At 52.6% G+C, this 19,839-nt stretch carries 18 protein-coding genes; 11 read left to right on the top strand and 7 right to left on the bottom strand.

All coding sequences use genetic code 11. The features are described from left to right. Nucleotides 1-16: 16 nt before the first annotated feature. The 5 genes from IP582_RS15240 (at nucleotide 17) to IP582_RS15220 (ending at nucleotide 5,222) form a co-directional block, all read left to right on the top strand. Nucleotides 17-853 (top strand): ketose-bisphosphate aldolase, encoded by an 837-nt coding sequence (locus tag IP582_RS15240; protein ID WP_071195403.1) that lies wholly within the window; start codon nucleotides 17-19, stop codon nucleotides 851-853. 4 nt (nucleotides 854-857) lie between these two features. After that, a complete protein-coding gene (locus tag IP582_RS15235) occupies nucleotides 858-1,805 on the top strand; it encodes a carbohydrate kinase family protein (RefSeq protein ID WP_193793700.1) in 948 nt (315 codons plus the stop codon). 7 nt (nucleotides 1,806-1,812) lie between these two features. After that, entirely contained in the window at nucleotides 1,813-2,796 is a 984-nt protein-coding gene (locus IP582_RS15230; protein ID WP_193793699.1) for an aldo/keto reductase, read from the top strand. Between the two features lie 135 nt (nucleotides 2,797-2,931). Next, entirely contained in the window at nucleotides 2,932-3,690 is a 759-nt protein-coding gene (locus tag IP582_RS15225) for a DeoR/GlpR family DNA-binding transcription regulator (RefSeq protein WP_071195400.1), read from the top strand. Nucleotides 3,691-3,866: 176 nt separating this feature from the next. Beyond that, a complete protein-coding gene (locus IP582_RS15220) occupies nucleotides 3,867-5,222 on the top strand; it encodes an MFS transporter (protein ID WP_193793698.1) in 1,356 nt (451 codons plus the stop codon). 35 nt (nucleotides 5,223-5,257) lie between these two features. Here the strand turns inward: IP582_RS15220 and pncA are convergent, their stop codons facing one another. The 3 genes from pncA to sppA form a co-directional block, all read right to left on the bottom strand. Further along, complete coding sequence (gene pncA / locus IP582_RS15215; protein WP_193793697.1) at nucleotides 5,258-5,899, bottom strand: bifunctional nicotinamidase/pyrazinamidase; 642 nt, start codon at nucleotides 5,897-5,899, stop codon at nucleotides 5,258-5,260. Between the two features lie 10 nt (nucleotides 5,900-5,909). Next, nucleotides 5,910-6,926, bottom strand: a complete 1,017-nt coding sequence (gene ansA, locus IP582_RS15210) for an asparaginase (protein ID WP_193793696.1) — start codon at nucleotides 6,924-6,926, stop codon at nucleotides 5,910-5,912. A 129-nt stretch (nucleotides 6,927-7,055) separates the two neighbouring features. Further along, complete coding sequence (gene sppA, locus IP582_RS15205; protein ID WP_193793695.1) at nucleotides 7,056-8,909, bottom strand: signal peptide peptidase SppA; 1,854 nt, start codon at nucleotides 8,907-8,909, stop codon at nucleotides 7,056-7,058. 162 nt (nucleotides 8,910-9,071) lie between these two features. Between sppA and IP582_RS15200 the strand changes: the two genes are divergently transcribed. From IP582_RS15200 to IP582_RS15185, 4 genes are all read left to right on the top strand, one after another. Next, a complete protein-coding gene (locus tag IP582_RS15200) occupies nucleotides 9,072-9,623 on the top strand; it encodes an NAD(P)H nitroreductase (protein WP_107222844.1) in 552 nt (183 codons plus the stop codon). Between the two features lie 116 nt (nucleotides 9,624-9,739). Continuing rightward, entirely contained in the window at nucleotides 9,740-10,783 is a 1,044-nt protein-coding gene (gene selD / locus IP582_RS15195) for a selenide, water dikinase SelD (protein ID WP_041851654.1), read from the top strand. A gap of 4 nt (nucleotides 10,784-10,787) precedes the next feature. Then, complete coding sequence (locus IP582_RS15190; protein ID WP_193796287.1) at nucleotides 10,788-12,734, top strand: DNA topoisomerase III; 1,947 nt, start codon at nucleotides 10,788-10,790, stop codon at nucleotides 12,732-12,734. Nucleotides 12,735-12,927: 193 nt separating this feature from the next. Then, nucleotides 12,928-13,098, top strand: a complete 171-nt coding sequence (locus IP582_RS15185) for a hypothetical protein (protein ID WP_158276515.1) — start codon at nucleotides 12,928-12,930, stop codon at nucleotides 13,096-13,098. A gap of 88 nt (nucleotides 13,099-13,186) precedes the next feature. Here the strand turns inward: IP582_RS15185 and gdhA are convergent, their stop codons facing one another. Continuing rightward, a complete protein-coding gene (gene gdhA, locus IP582_RS15180) occupies nucleotides 13,187-14,530 on the bottom strand; it encodes an NADP-specific glutamate dehydrogenase (RefSeq protein ID WP_193793694.1) in 1,344 nt (447 codons plus the stop codon). A gap of 236 nt (nucleotides 14,531-14,766) precedes the next feature. Between gdhA and IP582_RS15175 the strand changes: the two genes are divergently transcribed. After that, on the top strand, nucleotides 14,767-15,051 hold the full coding sequence (locus IP582_RS15175) for a YnjH family protein (protein ID WP_041851651.1): 285 nt from the start codon (nucleotides 14,767-14,769) through the stop codon (nucleotides 15,049-15,051). On the opposite strand, the gene IP582_RS15170 is transcribed toward IP582_RS15175, so the two are convergent. Genes IP582_RS15170 through xthA form a run of 3 tightly spaced genes read right to left on the bottom strand, consistent with a single transcriptional unit; the run spans nucleotide 15,014 to nucleotide 17,496 of the window. Then, nucleotides 15,014-15,427, bottom strand: coding sequence for a pyrimidine (deoxy)nucleoside triphosphate diphosphatase (locus IP582_RS15170; RefSeq protein ID WP_193793693.1), 414 nt, complete (start codon nucleotides 15,425-15,427; stop codon nucleotides 15,014-15,016). The two genes, IP582_RS15175 and IP582_RS15170, sit on opposite strands and share 38 nt — an antisense overlap. 2 nt (nucleotides 15,428-15,429) lie before the next feature. Next, complete coding sequence (locus IP582_RS15165; protein WP_193793692.1) at nucleotides 15,430-16,626, bottom strand: rhodanese-like domain-containing protein; 1,197 nt, start codon at nucleotides 16,624-16,626, stop codon at nucleotides 15,430-15,432. Nucleotides 16,627-16,686: 60 nt separating this feature from the next. Next, nucleotides 16,687-17,496 (bottom strand): exodeoxyribonuclease III, encoded by an 810-nt coding sequence (xthA, locus tag IP582_RS15160; RefSeq protein WP_071195391.1) that lies wholly within the window; start codon nucleotides 17,494-17,496, stop codon nucleotides 16,687-16,689. 1,305 nt (nucleotides 17,497-18,801) lie between these two features. Between xthA and IP582_RS15155 the strand changes: the two genes are divergently transcribed. Then, nucleotides 18,802-19,809: a fimbrial protein gene (locus IP582_RS15155; RefSeq protein ID WP_193793691.1), complete on the top strand. Its 1,008-nt coding sequence runs from the start codon at nucleotides 18,802-18,804 to the stop codon at nucleotides 19,807-19,809. The last annotated feature ends 30 nt before the right edge of the window (nucleotides 19,810-19,839 follow it).

Here is a 19,839-nt window from a genome sequence, read left to right as displayed (position 1 = left end):
TAATGAGGTGTTATTCATGCTGGCAGATATCAGATTCTGGGAAAATCATGCGCAAGAAAATCATTATGCAATTGCGCATTTTAATGTCTGGAATGCGGAAATGTTGATGGGCGTTATTGATGCAGCGGAGGAGACAAAATCTCCAGTCATTATTTCTTTTGGTACAGGTTTTGTAGGCAATACATCGTTTGAAGATTTCTCTCATATGATGGTCTCCATGGCGAAACAAGCCACGGTTCCGGTTATTACCCACTGGGACCATGGCCGCAGCATGGAGATTATTCACAATGCCTGGCAGCACGGAATGAATTCTTTAATGCGCGATGCATCGGCATTCGACTTTGAAGAGAATATCCGTCTGACTAAAGAGGCCGTGGATTTCTTCCATCCTCTGGGTATTCCGGTTGAGGCGGAACTGGGGCATGTCGGCAACGAAACGGTCTACGAAGAGGCGCTGGCGGATTATCACTATACTGACCCGGACCAGGCCGCGGAGTTTGTTGCGCGCACCGGGTGTGACTCGCTGGCAGTAGCGATTGGCAATCAGCACGGCGTCTATACATCCGCGCCGCAGCTTAACTTTGAGGTTATCCGTCGCGTCCGTGAAGCCGTATCGGTCCCGCTGGTTTTACATGGCGCGTCCGGGATCAGCGATGCCGACATTAAAAAAGCCATCGCACTCGGCATCGCCAAAATCAATATCCATACCGAGCTGTGCCAGGCGGCGATGGTGGCGGTAAAAGAATACCAGCATGAGCCGTTCCTGCATCTGGAGCGCGAAGTGCGTAAAGCCGTTAAAGAACGTGCGCTGGAGAAAATCCGTCTGTTTGGTTCGGACGGTAAGGCGGAGTAGCAACATGGGCAAAATAGATGTGATCTGCGTGGGGGCCGCGATTGTCGACATCCCATTGCAACCGGTGAGTAAGAACATTTTCGATGTTGATTCTTATCCGCTGGAGCGCATTGCGATGACCACCGGCGGCGATGCCATCAACGAGGCGATGATCATTTCTCGCCTCGGGCATAAAACCGCCCTTAATAGCCGCATCGGTAATGATGCGGCAGGGCATTTCATCCTCGAACGCTGCCGTCAGGAGAACATCGATATTCACAGTCTGCGCATGGACGAGGGGGTGGATACCTCGATCAATGTTGGACTGGTGACCAGCGATGGTGAACGGACCTTTGTGACGAATCGCAACGGCAGTTTGTGGAAGCTGGCGCTGGAGCATGTGGATTTCAGCCGCTTTGCCGAGGCGAAATTACTGTCGCTGGCGAGCATCTTTAACAGTCCGCTGCTGAATGGCAAAGCGCTAAAAGAGATTTTCATCCGCGCCAAAGCACACCAGTTGCTTATCTGTGCCGACATGATCAAACCGCGGCTGGGCGAGACGCTGGACGATATCCGCGAGGCCTTAAGTTACGTAGATTTCCTCTTCCCCAACTATGAAGAGGCGAAGCTGCTCACCGGTGAGACGTCGCTGGACGGTATTGCCGACAGCTTTCTCGCTTGCGGCGTCAAAACGGTGGTGATCAAGACGGGCAAGAAGGGCTGTTTTATTAAGAACGGTGAGACATGCCTTGAAGTGCCCGCTGTGAAAGGGATTACCGCCATCGACACCATTGGGGCCGGGGATAACTTTGCCTCCGGCTTTATCTGCGGTCTGCTGGAAGATAAATCGCTGCGTGACTGCGCGCTGTTTGCCAATGCCACGGCAGCTATCTCGGTGCTTAGCGTCGGTGCGACTACGGGTGTGAAAAACAGACAGCTTGTCGAACAACTGCTTGATGAGTATGAAGGATAAATAAAGCATGAAAATGATACCGTTGGGAAAAACCCAGCTTTCTGTTTCGCAATTAGGACTGGGGACCTGGGCCATCGGCGGCGGCCCCGCCTGGAATGGCGACCTGGACACTCAGGTCTGTATCGATACGATCGTGGAAGCGCACCGCTGCGGCATCAATTTGATTGATACCGCGCCGGGGTACAATTTTGGCAATAGCGAACGCATTGTTGGCCAGGCATTGACTGACTTACCGCGCGGCGAGGTGGTTGTCGAAACCAAGTGCGGCATCGTGTGGGAACGTGAGGGGAGCCTGTTTAACAAAGTGGGTGACCGCCAGCTATATAAAAACCTCACGCCGGAATCTATCCGCGAAGAGGTGGAAGCAAGCCTGCAGCGCTTGCAGATTGACTGCATCGATATCTATATGACCCATTGGCAGTCCGTGCCGCCGTTTTTTACCCCCATTGCTGAAACCGTTGCAGTGCTGAACGCATTGAAGAAAGAGGGCAAGATCAAGTCTATCGGCGCGGCAAATGTGGACATCGGACATATCGAAGAATACCTGTGCCACGGTGAACTGGATATTGTGCAGGCAAAATACAGCCTCCTCGACCGGCAAATTGAGCGCGACATACTCCCGCTTTGCCAGAAGCGCGGCATCGTCCTGCAAGTCTATTCGCCGCTAGAGCAGGGGCTGCTGACCGGTAAGGTGACGCGCGACTATGTTCCGGTGGGAGCGCAGGCAAATAAAGTGTGGTTTCAGCGTGATAATATGCTACAGGTTATTGATATGCTGGAGAAATGGCAGCCACTGTGTAAAAAGTATGATTGCACCGTACCCACACTAGCGCTGGCGTGGATATTGAAACAAAGTAGTCTGATTTCTATTTTAAGCGGCGCGACCTCACCGCAGCAGGTACGGGAAAATGTGCGGGCAACGGCAATTCATCTCAGCGATGCCGATGCATTATTAATGAAAGAGATGGCTGACACTCTTATTAATAAGTAATGGGAATGACGGTGTGTCTTTGTTACTCGAAAATACATGAATAAATCTGTGATTCAAACATATTCTTTTGAAAGTAAACATGGCGTGTGACATACTGCCTGGATATCATGTTATTAAGCGAAGCAGAGGCATACCGTGGCTGCAAAGGACAGATTGCAAACCATTAAACAGATGGTAACCAACGAAAAGAAAGTGCTGGTGACTCAACTGAGTCAGCTCTTTCAGGTTACCGAAGAGACTATTCGTCGCGATTTAGAAAAACTGGAAGCCGAAGGGATCATTACCCGTACCTATGGCGGCGCGGTGCTCAACAGCGCCAGTATCACGGATAACGTTCATTTTTATAAACGCGCGAAATCCTTTTTTGAAGAGAAGCAGGTTATTGCGCTAAATGCGCTGCCGTTTATTAATAATAAGACCACGATGTCTGCAGATTCCAGCACCACAGCAATGGAACTGCTGAAATTATTAAAAGATCGCAAAGACCTGACGTTGTTGACTAACTCAACCGAAGCCTTTCGCGAACTGGCGCAGTCGGACATTAACATTGTATCAACCGGTGGGGAATTTAATAAGAATACGCTTTCTTTTCAGGGGCGCATTACCAAAGAAATTATTGGTAAATACCATGTCGATATTATGGTGATGAGCTGTAAAGGTCTGGACATCAACAGCGGTGCGCTTGATTCCAACGAAGCAGAAGCAGAAATAAAAAAAGTGATGATTAGCCAGGCGACAGAGGTCGCTTTACTGGTGGATCATTCAAAATTTGACCGTAAGGCGTTTGTTCAACTCGTCGATTTTAGTCATATTAATTATATTATTACGGATAAAAAACCAGGCGATCAGTGGATAACATTTTGTCAGAAAAACAACATTCAACTGATTTATTAAATTTCCCGGTGGCCTGAATACCACTCGGATGAGTGAGGCAATCTGCTGGTCATTATCCCTCACATGCGGTTAATGATGCCTGGTATAAAATTATTCGACGGTCTGAATGAAAGCATATTCTTTATTCTGGTTGCGACGATGCTTCATCTCCACCAGGCTTTTTTGAGGCATAGATAATGGAACAATATGACCATATTGGCATCCGCATGGATCGTTTGCCACTTTCATCTTTTCATTACCGGATATTCGGCATCATCGGACTGAGTTTATTAATTACCGGTTTTCTCAGTTATTCGGGAAATGTTGTGCTGGCAAAACTGGTCAGTAATGGTTGGTCAAATAATTATCTTAATGCGGCGTTCACTTCCGCCCTGATGCTTGGCTATTTCATTGGTTCGCTGATGGGTGGGTTTGTTGGTGATTATCTGGGGCGACGCAAAGCCTTTCGCATCAATTTGCTGATCGTTGGTTTTGCCGCCACCGCTGCCACCCTTTCCCCGGACATGTACTGGCTCATTTTCCTGCGCTGCCTGATGGGCACCGGGATGGGGGCGCTGATTATGGTGGGGTACGCTTCTTTCACCGAATTTATTCCTGCGGCTATCCGTGGCAAATGGTCCGCACGCCTGTCGTTTGTCGGTAACTGGTCACCGATGCTCTCGGCCGCTATCGGCGTGGTGGTGATCGGTTATTTGAGTTGGCGGGTCATGTTTTTGCTGGGTGGGGTATCGATGCTGGTCGCCTGGTGCCTGTCGGGGCGTTATTTTATTGAGTCACCGCGCTGGCTGGCGGGGAAGGGCAAAGGCGATGTTGCACAGAAGGTGGTATGCGAGATTGAGCTGCAGGTTAGCCGGGAGAAAAACATCGTCATGGCGGAGATGAAACCCGTCGTGCATCAATCTGCCGGGGCGGAGGAAGGCAGTTTCTGGCAGTTGTTTCACGGCGATATGCTGCGCAGAACGCTGGTGGCAATAACGGTGCTGGTGGCAATGAATATCTCGCTCTATACCATCACTGTGTGGATCCCCACGATATTCGTTAACTCGGGGATTGATGTCACCAAATCGATCTTTATGACCGCTATTATTATGATTGGTGCCCCCGTAGGGATCTTTATTGCCGCGCTGATTATCGATAAATTTCCGCGTCGCTGGTTTGGTTCTATTCTGCTGCTGATTGTGGCGGTGCTGGGCTATTACTATTCGCTGCAAAAAGAGGAGTGGGCCATTTTACCCCTCGGTCTGGTGCTTATTTTCTTCCTCTACATGTATGTCTGTTTCGCCTCGGCGGTATACGTCCCCGAATTATGGCCGACGCATTTGCGCCTGCGAGGTTCCGGTTTTGTGAATGCGGTAGGGCGTATTGTCGCCGTCTTCACCCCATACGGCGTGGCTGCATTATTGACCCACTACGGCACCTGCGCGGTCTTTTCGGTATTAGGCGTTATGCTGTTTTGTTGCTCGTTGATTCTGTTTCTGTTTGGGATTGAAACGCGGATGGTATCGCTGGAAGAGATTTCGGATCTGTCGTAAATAATGTCGTCCGGCTTGTGGACCGGACGACAGCATCAGGCCTGGGTTTCCTGCCAGTCGGCCAGCGTATAGAGCGTTGCCCCTTCGGCGGCCATCTCCATAAAGGCGTGGGCGCTGTCTTGCGCACTGATGTTCACCCCGCGACAGCCGTCGGTAATGACGTTGACGCGATAGCCCAGTTTCAGCGCATCCAGGACAGTGAATTTCACGCAATAGTCGGTGGCAAGCCCCATGATGCTTAACTCAGCAATGTCGTGCTGACGCAACCAGTCATCGAGTTCGGTTTTCTGCCGATGCCCGTTATCAAAAAAAGCGCTATAGCTGTCGATAGCCGGGTTTTGCCCCTTGTGGAACACGGCGTCGATGGCTGAGGCTTTCAACAGGGGATGCAACGCCGCGCCTTCACTGTGCTGTACGCAATGGTCCGGCCAGAAGGTTTGCGCCAGGCCATCAAGCACACCTTGTGAAAAGGGCGCAACCTGGTGCTGACTGGCGAAACTGCCGTGGTTAGCCGGATGCCAGTCCTGGGTCGCCAGTACAGGTTCGCCGCGAGCCTGGCACCAGCCAATCAGCGTGTTCGCCACATCGACAGTGCTGTCGCCTTCCGCCACAGCCAGCGCGCCGCCTGCACAAAAATCATTTTGCAGGTCGACCAAAAGCAAAGCGCGTTGTTTCATCGGCTTTTCCTTATTCGTCTGTGGTGAGCTCACCGCGCAGGTTCTGCGTCATGGCGCTGCGAATCGCCGCGGCGTCCAAATCCTGACTCAACAGATAATGCAGTTTAGTCAGCGTGGCTTCTACTGTCATATCCGCCCCGCCAATCACGCCCGCATGCGCCAGTGCGTTACCAGTGGCGTAGCCGCCCATATTGACCTTACCCGACATACACTGCGTCAGGTTGACAACCACAATGCCGCGAGCGCTGGCTTCCTGTAACTCTTTGAGAAATTCCCCGTTTTGTGGCGCATTGCCCACGCCATAAGAGCGCAAAATCAGCGCTTTCACGGGCTGGCGCAGAAAGTTTCTTACCACGTCTGCCGAGATACCCGGATAGATCGTCACCACGCCAATCGGTTGCGGGGTGATCGGATGAACAACCAGCTCGCCGTTACCGTGCGGCGCAGGCGGGGTATTAAGGCGGCGAATATGAATTCCCGCTTCCAGCAGCGGCGACAGGTTCGGTGAGGCAAAGGCGTCAAAGCCATCCGCATGTGCTTTAGTGGTGCGATTGCCGCGATAGAGGCGGTTGTTAAAGAACAGCGTCACTTCGTTAATCGGGAAGTTGGCCGCCACGTACAGCGAATTGAGCAAATTGATCTGTCCGTCGGAACGCAGCTCTGCCAGCGGGATTTGCGAGCCTGTGACGATAACCGGCTTACTCAAATTTTCCAGCATAAACGACAACGCCGAGGAGGTGTATGCCATGGTGTCGGTGCCGTGCAGGATCACAAAGCCATCATAATCGTCGTAGTGGGCTTTGATATCGTCAGCAATATGCTGCCAGTCTTCCGGCGTCATATCGGAGGAGTCCATCAACGGATCATATTCGTGGATGGTGAAATCAGGCATTTCAGGGCGATGGAATTCAGGCATCAACGCCAGTTGACGCTGCAGGTGACCGGAGACGGGAACGTAGCCGTGTTCGGAACGTTGCATACCGATGGTACCGCCAGTGTAGGCAACATAAATCGATTTTTTTTGCATGATTGAAAATGTGTTGTTACAGAGTGGGGGGATTATATACGCAGTGAATGAATGATACAGCGAAAGCGCAAAGAAAAGGCGGAGCCAGCGTGATGCCGATCTCCGCCTGAATACAAAACGTTCAGTTCGTTAGCGAATGTTGGCGCAGGTCAGGCAAAACGCGTAACGGTTTTGCGGATCGTTAAACGCCGCCAGTTTGTCTGTTTCAGCTTTGACCTGAACTGCCGCATTGGCCAGCGGCGCGGGTAAATATGCCTGCAATGCCTGTGGCAACATGGCGCGTACGGAACCTGACATGCTATCCATCACGCGATCAAAGAATGACGGTTCATCCTGATACCAGTCCACATGCCACTGTTTGAGTTTCGCCAGCTCAGCCGCTTTGTTTAGCGCATCGTCGAAATCACCCAGCCCGTCGACCAGCCCGTTGGCTTTCGCATCCTGACCAGTCCAGACATGGCCCTGTGCGATTTTATCAATCTGCTCCGGCGTGCTGTTACGCGACTGAGCGACCAGCGTGATAAAGCGTTTATAGCCGTTCTCAATGCTGATCTGCATCATCTGCTGAACTTCCGGCGGCAGCGCTTTGGTCACGCTGACATCCGCCAGCGGAGACGTTGCCACGCCGTCGGTATGCACGCCAATGCTGTCGAGGCTGTTTTCCAGCGTATTGATGACGCCGAAAATACCAATCGAGCCGGTCAGGGTGCTGACATTCGCCACGATGTAATTCGCAGGCGTTGAGATCCAATAACCACCGGATGCCGCCATACCCCCCATCGAGACCACGACCGGTTTACCTGCCGCACGGGCCGCGGCCAGTTCAGAACGGATCACTTCCGAGGCGCTGACGCTGCCGCCAGGGCTGTTAACACGCAGCACAATGGCTTTCACTTTCGGATCCAGACGCGCGTCGCGGATCTGCGACGCAGTGGTATCGCCACCCACGTTCCCCGGGGTTTCGTTACCGTCCATGATCGCGCCGTTCGCAAAGACCACGGCTACGGCGTCGCCCATATCGCTCGGTTTTTTCAGTTGATAATCGTAATAGCTGATGGCGCGGAAATTCTTGTCTTTATCATCCCAGCCAAACTGTTTGGTCAGCGCTTTTTCCGCATCGGCGCTGGAGCCCAGCTCGTCCACCAGTTTGTTATCCAGCGCGTACTTCGCCGTATCGCCATCTACTTTACGCAGACCGTCCAGCACGCCTTGTGCGCCAGGGAAAATCTGTTGCGCGGTAACCTGACGGTTTGCGGCAATGGTGTTGAGATAGTTTTGCCAAAGTTCGCCCACCCAGCGGCTATCGGCATCGCGCGCGGCCGGAGACATGTCGTCGCGGATAAACGGTTCAACGGCGGATTTATAGGTGCCGACGCGGAACACATGGGTGCTGACTTTCAGCTTGTCGAGCAGGGATTTGTAATACAGGCCGTTGGTGGCGAAGCCATGCAGATCAACCACCCCTTGCGGCGAAAGCCAAATTTTATTGGCGAAGCTCGCGAGGTAATACTGCCCCTGGCTGTAGTTATCGCCTACCGCATAAACCGGCTTACCGCTGTCGCGAAACTCGCGCAGTGCCTTACCGATATACTGCATTGAGGGTTGATCCGCTCCGGCAAAGTTTTTCAAATCGAGCACAATCCCGGTGATATTCCGGTCTGATTGCGCCTGACGAATGGTGTCGACGATGTCGAACAACGAGTTTTCCTGCAGGCGGTCGGAGCTTGCGCCAAAGAACTGGCGACCCAGCGCGCCGAGTCGGTTACTGGCGGAGGGTTTATCCACGACCACGCCGGTAATATCCATCAACAACGCACCCCGGCTGGCATGTTCTGCTTTGCTGTCGCTAAACTGCATCCACAGGCCCACGCCGACCAGTACCAATAAAATAAAGAACAAATTGAGCACCAGATTGCGGATAAAGTTCAGCAATCGCCATGTCCACTTAAAAAAAACGGCAATAAAGCGCCAAAGGGTTCGCATGTATTCTCCCTGGTTAGTAACGTTTGCCGCTGCCCTGAGCAGCAAGTGTGGTTATCCTAATTAGCCGGGCTCCTGTTGTCAGCAGGAATCGCTGCCGGTGCTGTAACAAAATCTACGCACGTGTTAATTTTAGGAACAAATTTCAATACAGGAGTTTAACTAATGGATGCACTTGAACTGCTCGTCAACCGCCGTAGTGCTTCCCGGTTGGCTGAACCGGCACCGACAGGCGAACAACTGGACAATATTATCCGTGCGGGGATGCGCGCGCCGGACCACGGTACGCTACAGCCGTGGCAATTTTTCATTATTGAAGGCGAAGGTCTGGCCCGCTTTGGCAAGACGCTGGAGCAGGGTGCTGTCAGCGCCGGGCTGGACGAAAAAGCGGTAGAAAAAGCCCGAACTTCACCGTCGCGCGCGCCAATGATTATCGCCGTGGTGGCGAAGTGTGAAGAGAATCCGAAAGTGCCGCAGTGGGAGCAACTGCTCTCGGCAGGCTGCGCCGTGATGGCGATGCAGATGGCGGCGCTGGCTCAGGGTTTCAACGGGATCTGGCGTACCGGTCCATTAACCGACAGTCCGGTTGTCCGCGAAGCACTGAACTGCCGCGCGCAGGATAAGGTTGTCGGTTTCTTATACCTTGGCACCCCGCAACTCAAAGCCTCTACGACCATTAGCACACCGGATACCGCGCCTTTCGTCCGTTATTTCTGACACTTGCCGGTAAAACTGTCTGGATTGTGAGCGAACCGCCGCAATTCGGACAGTCACGCTTATCATGCAACGTTTTGGGCGTTACCATAGCCGGATTGTCCTGACAGGAGTTGTCCATGAACGAACAAGGTATTCGTCTGACGCAATACAGCCACGGAGCGGGTTGTGGTTGTAAAATTTCCCCTAAAGTGCTCGATACTATCCTGCATAGCGAGCAAGCGAAGTTTATCGACCCGAACCTGCTTGTGGGGAACGAAACCCGCGATGACGCGGCGGTCTACGATCTCGGCAACGGCACCAGCGTTATCAGCACAACCGACTTTTTTATGCCCATTGTCGACAATCCTTTCGACTTTGGTCGTATCGCTGCCACTAACGCGATTAGCGATATTTTCGCCATGGGCGGTAAACCGATCATGGCGATCGCGATTTTAGGCTGGCCTGTCAACAAACTGGCGCCGGAGATTGCCCGTGAAGTGGTTGAGGGTGGTCGCCATGCCTGCCGCCTGGCGGGTATTGCTCTGGCGGGCGGGCACTCTATTGATGCACCAGAACCCATTTTTGGGCTGGCGGTGACGGGCGTTGTGCCAACCGATCGCATCAAGAAAAACAGTACCGCGCAGGCGGGCTGCCGTCTCTTCCTGACCAAACCGCTGGGCATTGGTGTGCTGACGACCGCCGAGAAAAAATCGCTGTTAAAACCCGAACATATTGGGCTTGCCACGGACGTGATGTGCCAGATGAACCTGGCCGGAGCCGCGTTTGCGGGCATCAGTGGCGTGAAGGCGATGACCGATGTCACCGGTTTTGGTCTGCTGGGGCACCTGAGTGAAATGTGCCAGGGTGCCGGCGTGCAGGCGCAAATCTGGTATCAGGATGTGCCGAAATTACCCGGTGTTGAAGAGTATATTGCGCTTGGCGCAGTACCGGGCGGCACCCAGCGTAATTTCGCCAGCTACGGTCATTTGATGGGCGAGATGCCGGATGCGGTGCGCGATTTGCTCTGCGACCCGCAGACTTCTGGCGGCCTGTTACTGGCAGTGAGCCCCGAAGCCGAAGGCGACGTTTACGCCACGGCGGCAGAATATGGTATTACCCTTGCGGCGGTGGGTGAGCTGGTTAGCGCACGCGCAGGGCGTCCGATGATTGAGATCCGTTAAGCCAATGCGGTTGTTTATTGCCGAAAAACCCAGTCTGGGCCGCGCCATTGCGGATGTGCTACCCAAGCCACATCGCAAAGGCGACGGCTATATTGAATGTGGCAACGGGCAGGTGGTGACCTGGTGCATCGGTCACCTGCTGGAGCAGGCACAGCCGGATGTCTACGACAGCCGGTATGCGCGCTGGAATCTGGCGGATCTGCCGATCGTGCCCGAAAAATGGCGGCTGCAACCGCGGCCTTCCGTGACCAAACAGATTAATGTGATCAAGCGGCTGCTCGCCGAAGCGACGGAAGTCGTGCACGCGGGTGACCCGGACAGAGAAGGGCAGTTGCTGGTTGATGAGGTGCTTGATTACCTCGAACTGTCGCCGCAAAAACGTCAGCAGGTCCAGCGCTGCCTGATTAACGATCTTAACCCCCAGGCGGTGGAGCGGGCGATCTCTCGTCTGCGCGCCAACAGTGAGTTTATTCCTCTGTGCGTCTCGGCACTGGCCCGTGCACGCGCCGACTGGCTTTACGGCATCAATATGACACGCGCCTATACCTTGCTTGGACGTAATGCCGGGTATCAGGGGGTACTTTCCGTTGGACGCGTACAGACGCCGGTCCTTGGGCTGGTGGTGCGCCGCGACGAAGAGATCGAGAACTTCGTGGCAAAAGATTTCTTCGAAGTGAAGGCGCACATTGTCACTCCGGCCGGAGAGCGGTTTACCGCCCTGTGGCAGCCGAGCGATGCCTGTGAGCCTTATCAGGATGAAGAAGGGCGCTTGCTGCACCGCCCGCTGGCAGAGCATGTGGTCGCCCGTATTACCGGGCAACCGGCGAACGTTACCGCGTATAACGATAAGCGGGAATCGGAGCCGGCGCCGTTGCCTTTTTCGCTTTCGGCACTGCAAATTGAAGCCGCGAAACGCTATGGCCTGAGCGCGCAGAACGTACTCGACATCTGTCAGAAGCTCTATGAAACCCACAAGCTGATTACCTATCCGCGTTCGGACTGTCGCTATTTGCCGGAAGAACATTATGCCGGGCGTCATGCGGTGATGAACGCAATTGGTGCCCATGCACCGGATCTTCTGCCCCAGCCCGCGGTGAATGGCGATTTGCGTAACCGCTGCTGGGATGACAAAAAGGTGGATGCCCACCACGCCATTATTCCCACCGCGCGCAGTACAAAGGTGAACCTGAGCGAAGGTGAAGCCAACGTCTACAATCTGATTGCGCGTCAGTACCTGATGCAGTTTTGCCCCGATGCGGTGTTCCGTAAATGCCAGATCGATCTGGATATTGCCAACGGAAAATTTATCGCCAAAGCGCGTTTCCTTGCCGACGCGGGCTGGCGCACGTTGCTGGGCGCCAAAGAGCGCGACGAAGAAAACGACGGCACGCCGCTGCCGGTCGTGGCGAAAGGCGATGAACTCCTGTGTGAAAAAGGTGAGGTCGTGGAGCGTCAGACACAACCGCCGCGCCATTTCACCGATGCGACACTGCTGTCTGCCATGACCGGTATTGCCCGTTTTGTGCAGGATAAAGATCTGAAAAAGATCCTGCGTGCGACGGACGGTCTGGGCACCGAAGCCACCCGCGCCGGGATTATCGAACTGCTGTTTAAGCGTGGTTTTCTCAGTAAGAAAGGGCGCTATATCCTCTCGACCGACGCCGGACGCGCGTTGATCCATTCTCTGCCGGAGATGGCTGCCAGGCCGGATATGACCGCGCACTGGGAGTCTGTGCTGACGCAAATCAGCGAGAAGCAGTGTCGCTATCAGGACTTTATGCAGCCGCTGGTTGGCACCTTGCATGAGTTGATTCATCAGGCGCGCAATACGCCAGTGCAGCGGTTTCGGGGAATCAGCGCTCCGGCAGGTGAGAAGAAAAAAACAGCGGGTAAACGCACAACGCGCAAGCCACGTAAAGACGACCCGACACCTCCACAGCCCGTTGCCTGAGGCACGTTTAGCGGTAAGACATCAGCAAATGCATAAGAAGAGGGGCAGTCACGGTAGAATCACCGTGATTTTGCCTAAAGATGACGTTAACTTGCACAATTCGTAAAAAGACGTGATGGTGTCGTCTTCCTGTCACAGCTAAACGGGATTATTATGCGCGCGAACACAGACCATTGAGTAGCAGGACTGGAAAATGAGCGAGCAAAAAGCAATAGAAAAAAGCGAAGTACGTATCCCCGCCACTGTGCGCAACGCGCATTCCGATCGCAATGAAAAAATGTTCAACGAGCTTACCGCGGATGAGCAAATCGCGATCATTCTTAAACGTCACAGGGAAATTGTCTCATCGCTGGTGGTTAACTGAACGCCTGATGAGATGGCCCGGCAGCTTTGCGCTTACCGGGCATGGAACATGCAAGCCGGGTCGACGCAGCGCCGCCCGGCAAAATGACTTAGATAAGCCCCTGACCGATCATCGCATCCGCCACTTTCACGAAGCCCGCAATGTTTGCGCCACGAACATAGTGAGTCTGCTTCGCTTCGCCGCCATACTCCACACAGGCCTGGTGAATATCCAGCATAATGTGGTGCAGACGCGCATCCACTTTTTCCGCTTTCCAGCCAAGACGTGCGGCGTTCTGTGCCATTTCCAGACCTGACGTTGCCACGCCCCCGGCATTCGCCGCTTTACCCGGCGCAAACAGGACGCCTGCTTCCAGGAACAGATCGGTTGCCGCAATCGTGGTGGGCATATTGGCGCCCTCTGCCACTGCTTTCACGCCGTTGGCGATAAGCGTACGTGCGGCATCGACATCCAGTTCGTTCTGGGTGGCACAGGGCAGAGCGACATCGACCGGCACTGACCAGGGTTGCTGGCCTTCGAGGTATTGCAGGCCAAATTCGCGGGCGTAATCCGCTACGCGCCCATGCTGCTGCTCTTTAATTTCAATCAGACGCGCCAGTTTTTCGGCGGTGAAACCGGCTTCATCAACCACGGTACCGTTAGAGTCAGAGGCGGTTATCACGCGGGCGCCAAAAGCCATCGCTTTTTCGATAGCATACTGCGCCACGTTACCGGATCCAGACACGGCCACGCGCAGACCTTCCAGACTCATACCATGGCGTTTGAGCATCGCTTCGGTGAAATACACCAGGCCGTAGCCGGTGGCTTCCGGGCGGATTAAGCTGCCGCCGAAGGAGAGACCTTTACCGGTGAACACGCAGGCAGTGTTGTTGGAGAGTTTTTTCATCATCCCGGCCATAAAGCCCACTTCACGCGCGCCCACACCCATATCACCCGCCGGGACATCGGTATCCGGCCCCAGGTGGCGATACAGCTCGGTCATCAGCGACTGGCAGAAACGCATCACTTCCGCGTCGCTCTTCCCTTTCGGATCGAAATCGCTACCGCCTTTGCCACCGCCCATCGGCAGGGTGGTGAGGGCATTTTTGAAGGTTTGCTCGAAGCCAAGGAATTTCAGGATCGACAAGTTGACGGACGGGTGGAAACGCATGCCGCCTTTATACGGGCCAATGGCCGAGTTGAATTGCACGCGCCACGCGCGGTTAACCTGCACCTGGTTTTTGTCGTCTACCCATACCACGCGGAACTGAATAACACGTTCCGGTTCAACCAGTCTTTCCAGCAGGGAGAGCTGACGATAGCGAGGGTTTTGTTCGAGAAAAGGCCACAGCGTGGTCATTACTTCACGTACGGCCTGAGCGAATTCAGGCTGATGCGGATCGCGCTTTTGAACGTGGGAAAGAAACGATTCAAGAGAGCATGTCTGTTCCATAGATATAAGAGCCTCTTATGTTGATAGTCAGATTTTATTGGTTGTTGTGAGCTAAAAATTCAGCGTTTTTCGACTATAACATCTGCAATATGGCGTAAAGCAAGCAAAAATAGTCCAGCGGTATCAAATTAATAATGGGTGGCTTGTCATAATAAAAACCGATGAAGAAAGAAAATGCGGTTCGGTAATAGAGATACGTTATAGTGATAAAAGGTTCTATTCAGGAAGAAAATGCTATGAAGCGTTCACTGTGGGTATGGGGTTGTGTACTGATGTTGGTTTCAGCGGGGGCCAGTGCGGAGAGACGCCTGTCGCCGGATGTGCAGGTGAATGTTCCACCGGAAGTGTTTACCTCTGGTGGTCAGCAGAGTTCGCAGCCCTGTAACCAGTGCTGCGTTTATCAGAATCAGAATTACACCGAAGGGGCGGTTATTAAAGCCGAAGGGGTGCTGCTCCAGTGCCAGCGCGATGAACGCACCGTTTCTACAAACCCGCTGGTCTGGCGGCGCGTGAAGCCATAAACGCCTCCAGCAGAGGGATATCGGCAGGCGCAAGCGGCCAGTTAAAGGCTTCTTGTGGCGCGCACCAGATGAGCGCCGCGTGGTGATGACGGGTCAGTGTGCCGGTGAAAGTCGGCACATGCCAGGCATGCAAATTGATTATGCGCCCGGAGATCTCCCGCTGGTGGCTGGCGATGTACGCCGTGGGCACGGCTTCAATGCCCAGCTCTTCGCGAAGCTCGCGTATTAATGCGTCTGACTGGCTCTCTCCGGCTTCTACCTTACCGCCAGCAAATTCCCACAGCCCTGCCTGATCGCCCTGTTCCGGGCGCTGGGCCAGCAAAATCTGGCCATCGCGCTCAATAATCGCGGCGACGACCTCTATCGTTTTAAGCATGGTTATCCATTGTTGTGATGCAAACTCCACTCATACCAGCCGCCATCATATACTCCGATGTTCGTCCAGCCCATGGCGCGCGCGCAGATAAACGCCAGTGAGGCCCGCCAGCCGGTTCCGCAGTAAAAAGCGATGTGCTGGTCTGCGGTAATATTCCACGCTTCCCACATGGCCGTGACGTAATCCGCGCAGCGTAAGGTTGCATCCGGATTAAGGAAATCCTCAATGCCATCTTTACCGCGTCCGCCACGTCCCCAGCGCGCACCGGGGATCTCGCCACAGGCATCAATATAATCATAACCACTGGTCGCGCCGGAAAACTCAGCCCAGGAGCGAACACTCACCATCGAAGCATCCTGACGGTTGAGCAGCGCCCGTGCCTGCGGCAGGGAAAGCATCAATTGAGGCTGAGCAGGGAGCGGTGCGCCAAAATCGTGGGCAGGGGTGAGGGGTAGAGCATCGCCGGATGCCACCGGAAAACCAGCGCAAAGCCAGGCTCGCCAGCCACCGTCCAGCACACGCACATCTTCCACCCCGGCGTACAGCAGAATATGGGCCACGCGCGCCGCGGCAAGCGGGGTACGGCTATAGAGAATGACCGTGGTATCGCAGCGAATGCCGTGCGCGGCCAGCACGTTACGCAGCGCCTCAGGAGCAACCACGTTCCACAGGGGCTCGCTTTCCAGCTCGCCTGTGTCGAGGTAGTCCGCGCCGGGAATATGCCCTTGCCGGAAGGTATCGCGCACGCCCCAGCCCGCTTCCATCACCGTCCAGTTACCGACGGGTTTTTCGCTGACCTGGCGATGAGCGATCAGCGCGTTAAGCCAGCATGCCGGGACGAGTTGATGAAAACCGGGCAAACGTTCGAGGGGACAAGTGCAGGAGAAGGCGTCGCTGATACGCCATGGCGCATGGAGTCCCTTCTGACGTAACCAGGCCTCTACCGCGGCGTTGTCTTCTGGCTCGCCATAGAGCGCGATGCGGGTTTCGGCGCTTAACGGGCGCAGGGCAGACCAGGCGTCAAACTGTGCGTCCGTCATCTCGTCCAGCCAGGAAGCGGCAAGATTACGCGCACCGCATATATGCCCGGATGTACCGTGCAGCGCGTCCGGCCAGCCGTTGTACAAGGCGCTATTGCGAGTATCGATAACCACGCCATTGTTCTGGCGGAATTGGGAAAGTGTGATGTTTTGAGTCATAGCGTGGCAGGTCCAAAGAGGGCGGTCATAAAGATGGCCGCCATAATGGGAAAATGACGCTTATTCGACGTTAAATGTAGCCCATACCGGAGCATGGTCGGAGGGTTTATCCATACTGCGGATATCGTAATCGATGCCGGTTTCGATGCAGCGCTCTGCCAGCGGTGAGCTTGCCAGCAGCAGGTCTATACGCAGGCCCCTGTTGTCATCAAACCCTTTGGAGCGGTAGTCAAACCACGAGAAGCGCTCGTTATTGTCCGGGTTCGCCGCACGCCAGGTATCCACCAGTCCCCAGTTTATCAGGCGATCCATCCATACACGCTCTTCCGGCAAGAAGGAGCATTTGCCGGTTCGCAGCCAGCGTTTGCGGTTCTCTTCGCCGATGCCGATATCCAGATCGGTGGGGCTGATGTTGACATCACCCATAATCAGCACCGGGTTTTCTTTCTTGAGTTCGGTTTCAATGTAGTTTTGCAGGTCCTGGTAAAACTTCTCTTTTGCCGGAAACTTGGTCGGATGGTCGCGGCTTTCCCCCTGCGGGAAGTAACCATTGATAACAGTGATATTACCCAGCGGAGACGGAATTTCCGCCATGATGATACGGCGCTGGGCTTCTTCACCGTCGTCCGGGAAACCGCGACGCACGGAAACGGGCGTCGCTTTGGTCAGCAGCGCCACGCCATAGTGCCCTTTCTGCCCATGATAAAAGACGTTGTAACCGAGTTTCGCCACCTCTTCGAGCGGGAACATGTCGTCGTGGACTTTCGTCTCCTGCAGGCCAATCACGTCGGGCTGATGCTGCTCGACAATCGCTTCCAGTTGATGGGGACGGGCACGCAGGCCGTTGATATTAAAAGAGACAAATTTCATAGTCGCCGCCAGATTGCTGTGGGAATGTGGCAGGGATGTTAGCAGATAATGACAAAGGATGCCCATGGGATTGCTGCTGTTAAGATACACCTTGTTTTTTATTAAAAAAATAAGGTGTTAACCATGCATAAAGAAGAAAATGAACTAAAAAGCTTTAACGAGATTGTGATGGGGTTATGCCTGATTTTGGATATTTAACCAATTGGCAAAAAATTTTGAATGAGTTCATGAAAATCAAATGCTGGATAAGAATTTTTGATCGCTGCGTTGACACAAATACTATTAGCCAATAGGTTTGCGTAGGTACTTCTGGCTAAGAAATGCCATTCTATATTCGGTGGGGATGTTTGTGGTAAAAGTAAGAAGTCTGATGTAACAATGAAATTCGGAGGCAAGCTATAAATTTTCAATGCATGTGTCCTAATAAAGGGCCATCAAAGAAAAGAGAAAGTATTAAAGTAAGAAGGTTTGGATATATGTAAAATTGAGGGTTAAAATTTTCTCATTGTCAGCGTTGTGATTATACAGGTGAGTATGATTGGTGGGTTTTTAATTCTTCGGATTTACCGCAATAACAACATATATTCATTTGACTGATCATGTTTTCTTTTGGTGCGCAATTAATACTGGTTAACTTTTATTATCTGTTTTTTACTGAGTTCTATTCTGTTGTTTGAACAAAATAAGATGTTGCAGATATTGTTTCTTATTCTGCATTGTTCTTTTTACTCCCGTCTGTCGACATAGGGAACATGGAACGATTATTCCATGATCCCAATGCAAAATAGTCATGCTAAACCTGGCCTGTGAGCCACAGAGGGTTGTAATGGTCATCGATGAATACCAGTAACTTTTTTATCGCTATCATAATGTTTTATGTATGGTGTTATTACCCACCTGCACAATACTATATATTCAAATCGTGAATTTTTAAAAGAAGTACATATGCACTATCCATATTAACACTGCCCGTTTAATGTTAATTTTGGCTAGGCATTCGTGAATGAATCGATCTTTTGATATTTATTTTAATTATATTTTGTTTTGAAATGTATTAAATGAATTGATTCCTGCTGTGAATTTAATAAGGTGAGCGTGTGTGTCGCGCACGGTTTTGCGTTCGAACAGGGTTGCAAACTGATTTGGAACTGTGCATTATCGCCAAAAACAATATTATTCCAGCGAGAATTGCGCATAATTGGATGTGGGTTTTATTTTTCGGTGTGATATGTTCATTAAATATATAAATATTAATGATGAATAAATAACAAAAGGGCTGAAGAACAGGTGAAAAGGAGTTTGGCTATGAAAAGGATGATGTCGGTATTATGGCGTCTGTTATTCTGTTGTCTTATAGGATTTGGCCTGATGAATTATGCTTATGCATATGTATGCTACAACGGCTCTCAATCGGTAGGTAATGGTTCAGCAACCTTCACAGTGATGGTTAACCCCGTGGCGTTAAATAAATCCCTTACGGATACGATCCTGACCAGTATGAACAGTTACGCCTCATGCTATGGGGCCCCTGGCCCGAATTCTAAAGACGCATTGCGCGTAAATTCGCTGGAAATTACGGACAGTAGATTAACGGACCTGGGGTATCGGGCATATATTATTGATGCCAGTAACCAGAAAACGGCCGCACCGGCGGCGAATGTATGCCTGTGGCCCGATGCCAGTTGCACTATTAGCTCCGAAGTGTCAATAACACGCCCAATCAACGCTCAGATAGGAATAGATAGAGCCTCCGGGAGTGGCAACTGGAACACGGCAAAAACGATTCCTGCCAACACTAAAATTATGACGATGAAAACGCAGATGCGGATAAATGGAGGATGGGACTCCAGAGCCATTATCACCTGGAATTTTTATCTGAATGCTGACATGGTTGCCCCCGCTTACACCTGCTTAATCAGCCAATACGACAGCACGGTTACATTACCTTCCGTGGCACGCAGCGATATTGTCAGCCACGGCGCAGGCCGTTATCCCAATGCCAAAAAAGCATTTAAATTTAATCTTGCCTGCGACGAGCAAACCAGAGTGTCGGTGACCTTTGACGGTGACACACTAAGCGGGACCGGAACGGACTCGGTATTAAAAAACAAACTGAGTGGTAACGACAATGTCGGTGTCCAGTTGCTTTTTAATGACAGTACGCCAGTAAAAATGGCAGAGAAACTTGAAGTGGCCGGTAGCGCACAGGCCACGGAGCTGTTGAGCTTTAACGCGTACTATTACTACAAGGGCGGTGATATCAGTGGCGGCCCCGTCAAAGCTAATACCACCTTTACGTTTGAATACCAGTAATAAAAAAGGCTGACCTGTATGTCAGCCTTT

The sequence above is a fragment of the Citrobacter sp. BDA59-3 genome (assembly GCF_015167655.1).
GTDB lineage: Bacteria > Pseudomonadota > Gammaproteobacteria > Enterobacterales > Enterobacteriaceae > Phytobacter > Phytobacter diazotrophicus.
The sequence above is the reverse complement of the archived record's forward strand: the minus strand, read 5'-3'. Positions and strand labels throughout refer to the sequence as shown.

Excerpts from the sequence above, each read along its gene's own strand:
- IP582_RS15240 (WP_071195403.1), top strand. The coding sequence starts at position 17 with ATGCTGGCAGATATCAGATTCTGGGAAAATCATGCGCAAGAAAATCAT.
- IP582_RS15235 (WP_193793700.1), top strand. The coding sequence starts at position 858 with ATGGGCAAAATAGATGTGATCTGCGTGGGGGCCGCGATTGTCGACATC.
- IP582_RS15230 (WP_193793699.1), top strand. The coding sequence starts at position 1,813 with ATGAAAATGATACCGTTGGGAAAAACCCAGCTTTCTGTTTCGCAATTA.
- IP582_RS15220 (WP_193793698.1), top strand. The coding sequence starts at position 3,867 with ATGGAACAATATGACCATATTGGCATCCGCATGGATCGTTTGCCACTT.
- pncA (WP_193793697.1), bottom strand. The coding sequence starts at position 5,899 with ATGAAACAACGCGCTTTGCTTTTGGTCGACCTGCAAAATGATTTTTGT.
- ansA (WP_193793696.1), bottom strand. The coding sequence starts at position 6,926 with ATGCAAAAAAAATCGATTTATGTTGCCTACACTGGCGGTACCATCGGT.
- sppA (WP_193793695.1), bottom strand. The coding sequence starts at position 8,909 with ATGCGAACCCTTTGGCGCTTTATTGCCGTTTTTTTTAAGTGGACATGG.
- IP582_RS15200 (WP_107222844.1), top strand. The coding sequence starts at position 9,072 with ATGGATGCACTTGAACTGCTCGTCAACCGCCGTAGTGCTTCCCGGTTG.
- selD (WP_041851654.1), top strand. The coding sequence starts at position 9,740 with ATGAACGAACAAGGTATTCGTCTGACGCAATACAGCCACGGAGCGGGT.
- IP582_RS15190 (WP_193796287.1), top strand. The coding sequence starts at position 10,788 with ATGCGGTTGTTTATTGCCGAAAAACCCAGTCTGGGCCGCGCCATTGCG.
- IP582_RS15185 (WP_158276515.1), top strand. The coding sequence starts at position 12,928 with ATGAGCGAGCAAAAAGCAATAGAAAAAAGCGAAGTACGTATCCCCGCC.
- gdhA (WP_193793694.1), bottom strand. The coding sequence starts at position 14,530 with ATGGAACAGACATGCTCTCTTGAATCGTTTCTTTCCCACGTTCAAAAG.
- IP582_RS15175 (WP_041851651.1), top strand. The coding sequence starts at position 14,767 with ATGAAGCGTTCACTGTGGGTATGGGGTTGTGTACTGATGTTGGTTTCA.
- IP582_RS15170 (WP_193793693.1), bottom strand. The coding sequence starts at position 15,427 with ATGCTTAAAACGATAGAGGTCGTCGCCGCGATTATTGAGCGCGATGGC.
- IP582_RS15165 (WP_193793692.1), bottom strand. The coding sequence starts at position 16,626 with ATGACTCAAAACATCACACTTTCCCAATTCCGCCAGAACAATGGCGTG.
- xthA (WP_071195391.1), bottom strand. The coding sequence starts at position 17,496 with ATGAAATTTGTCTCTTTTAATATCAACGGCCTGCGTGCCCGTCCCCAT.
- IP582_RS15155 (WP_193793691.1), top strand. The coding sequence starts at position 18,802 with ATGAAAAGGATGATGTCGGTATTATGGCGTCTGTTATTCTGTTGTCTT.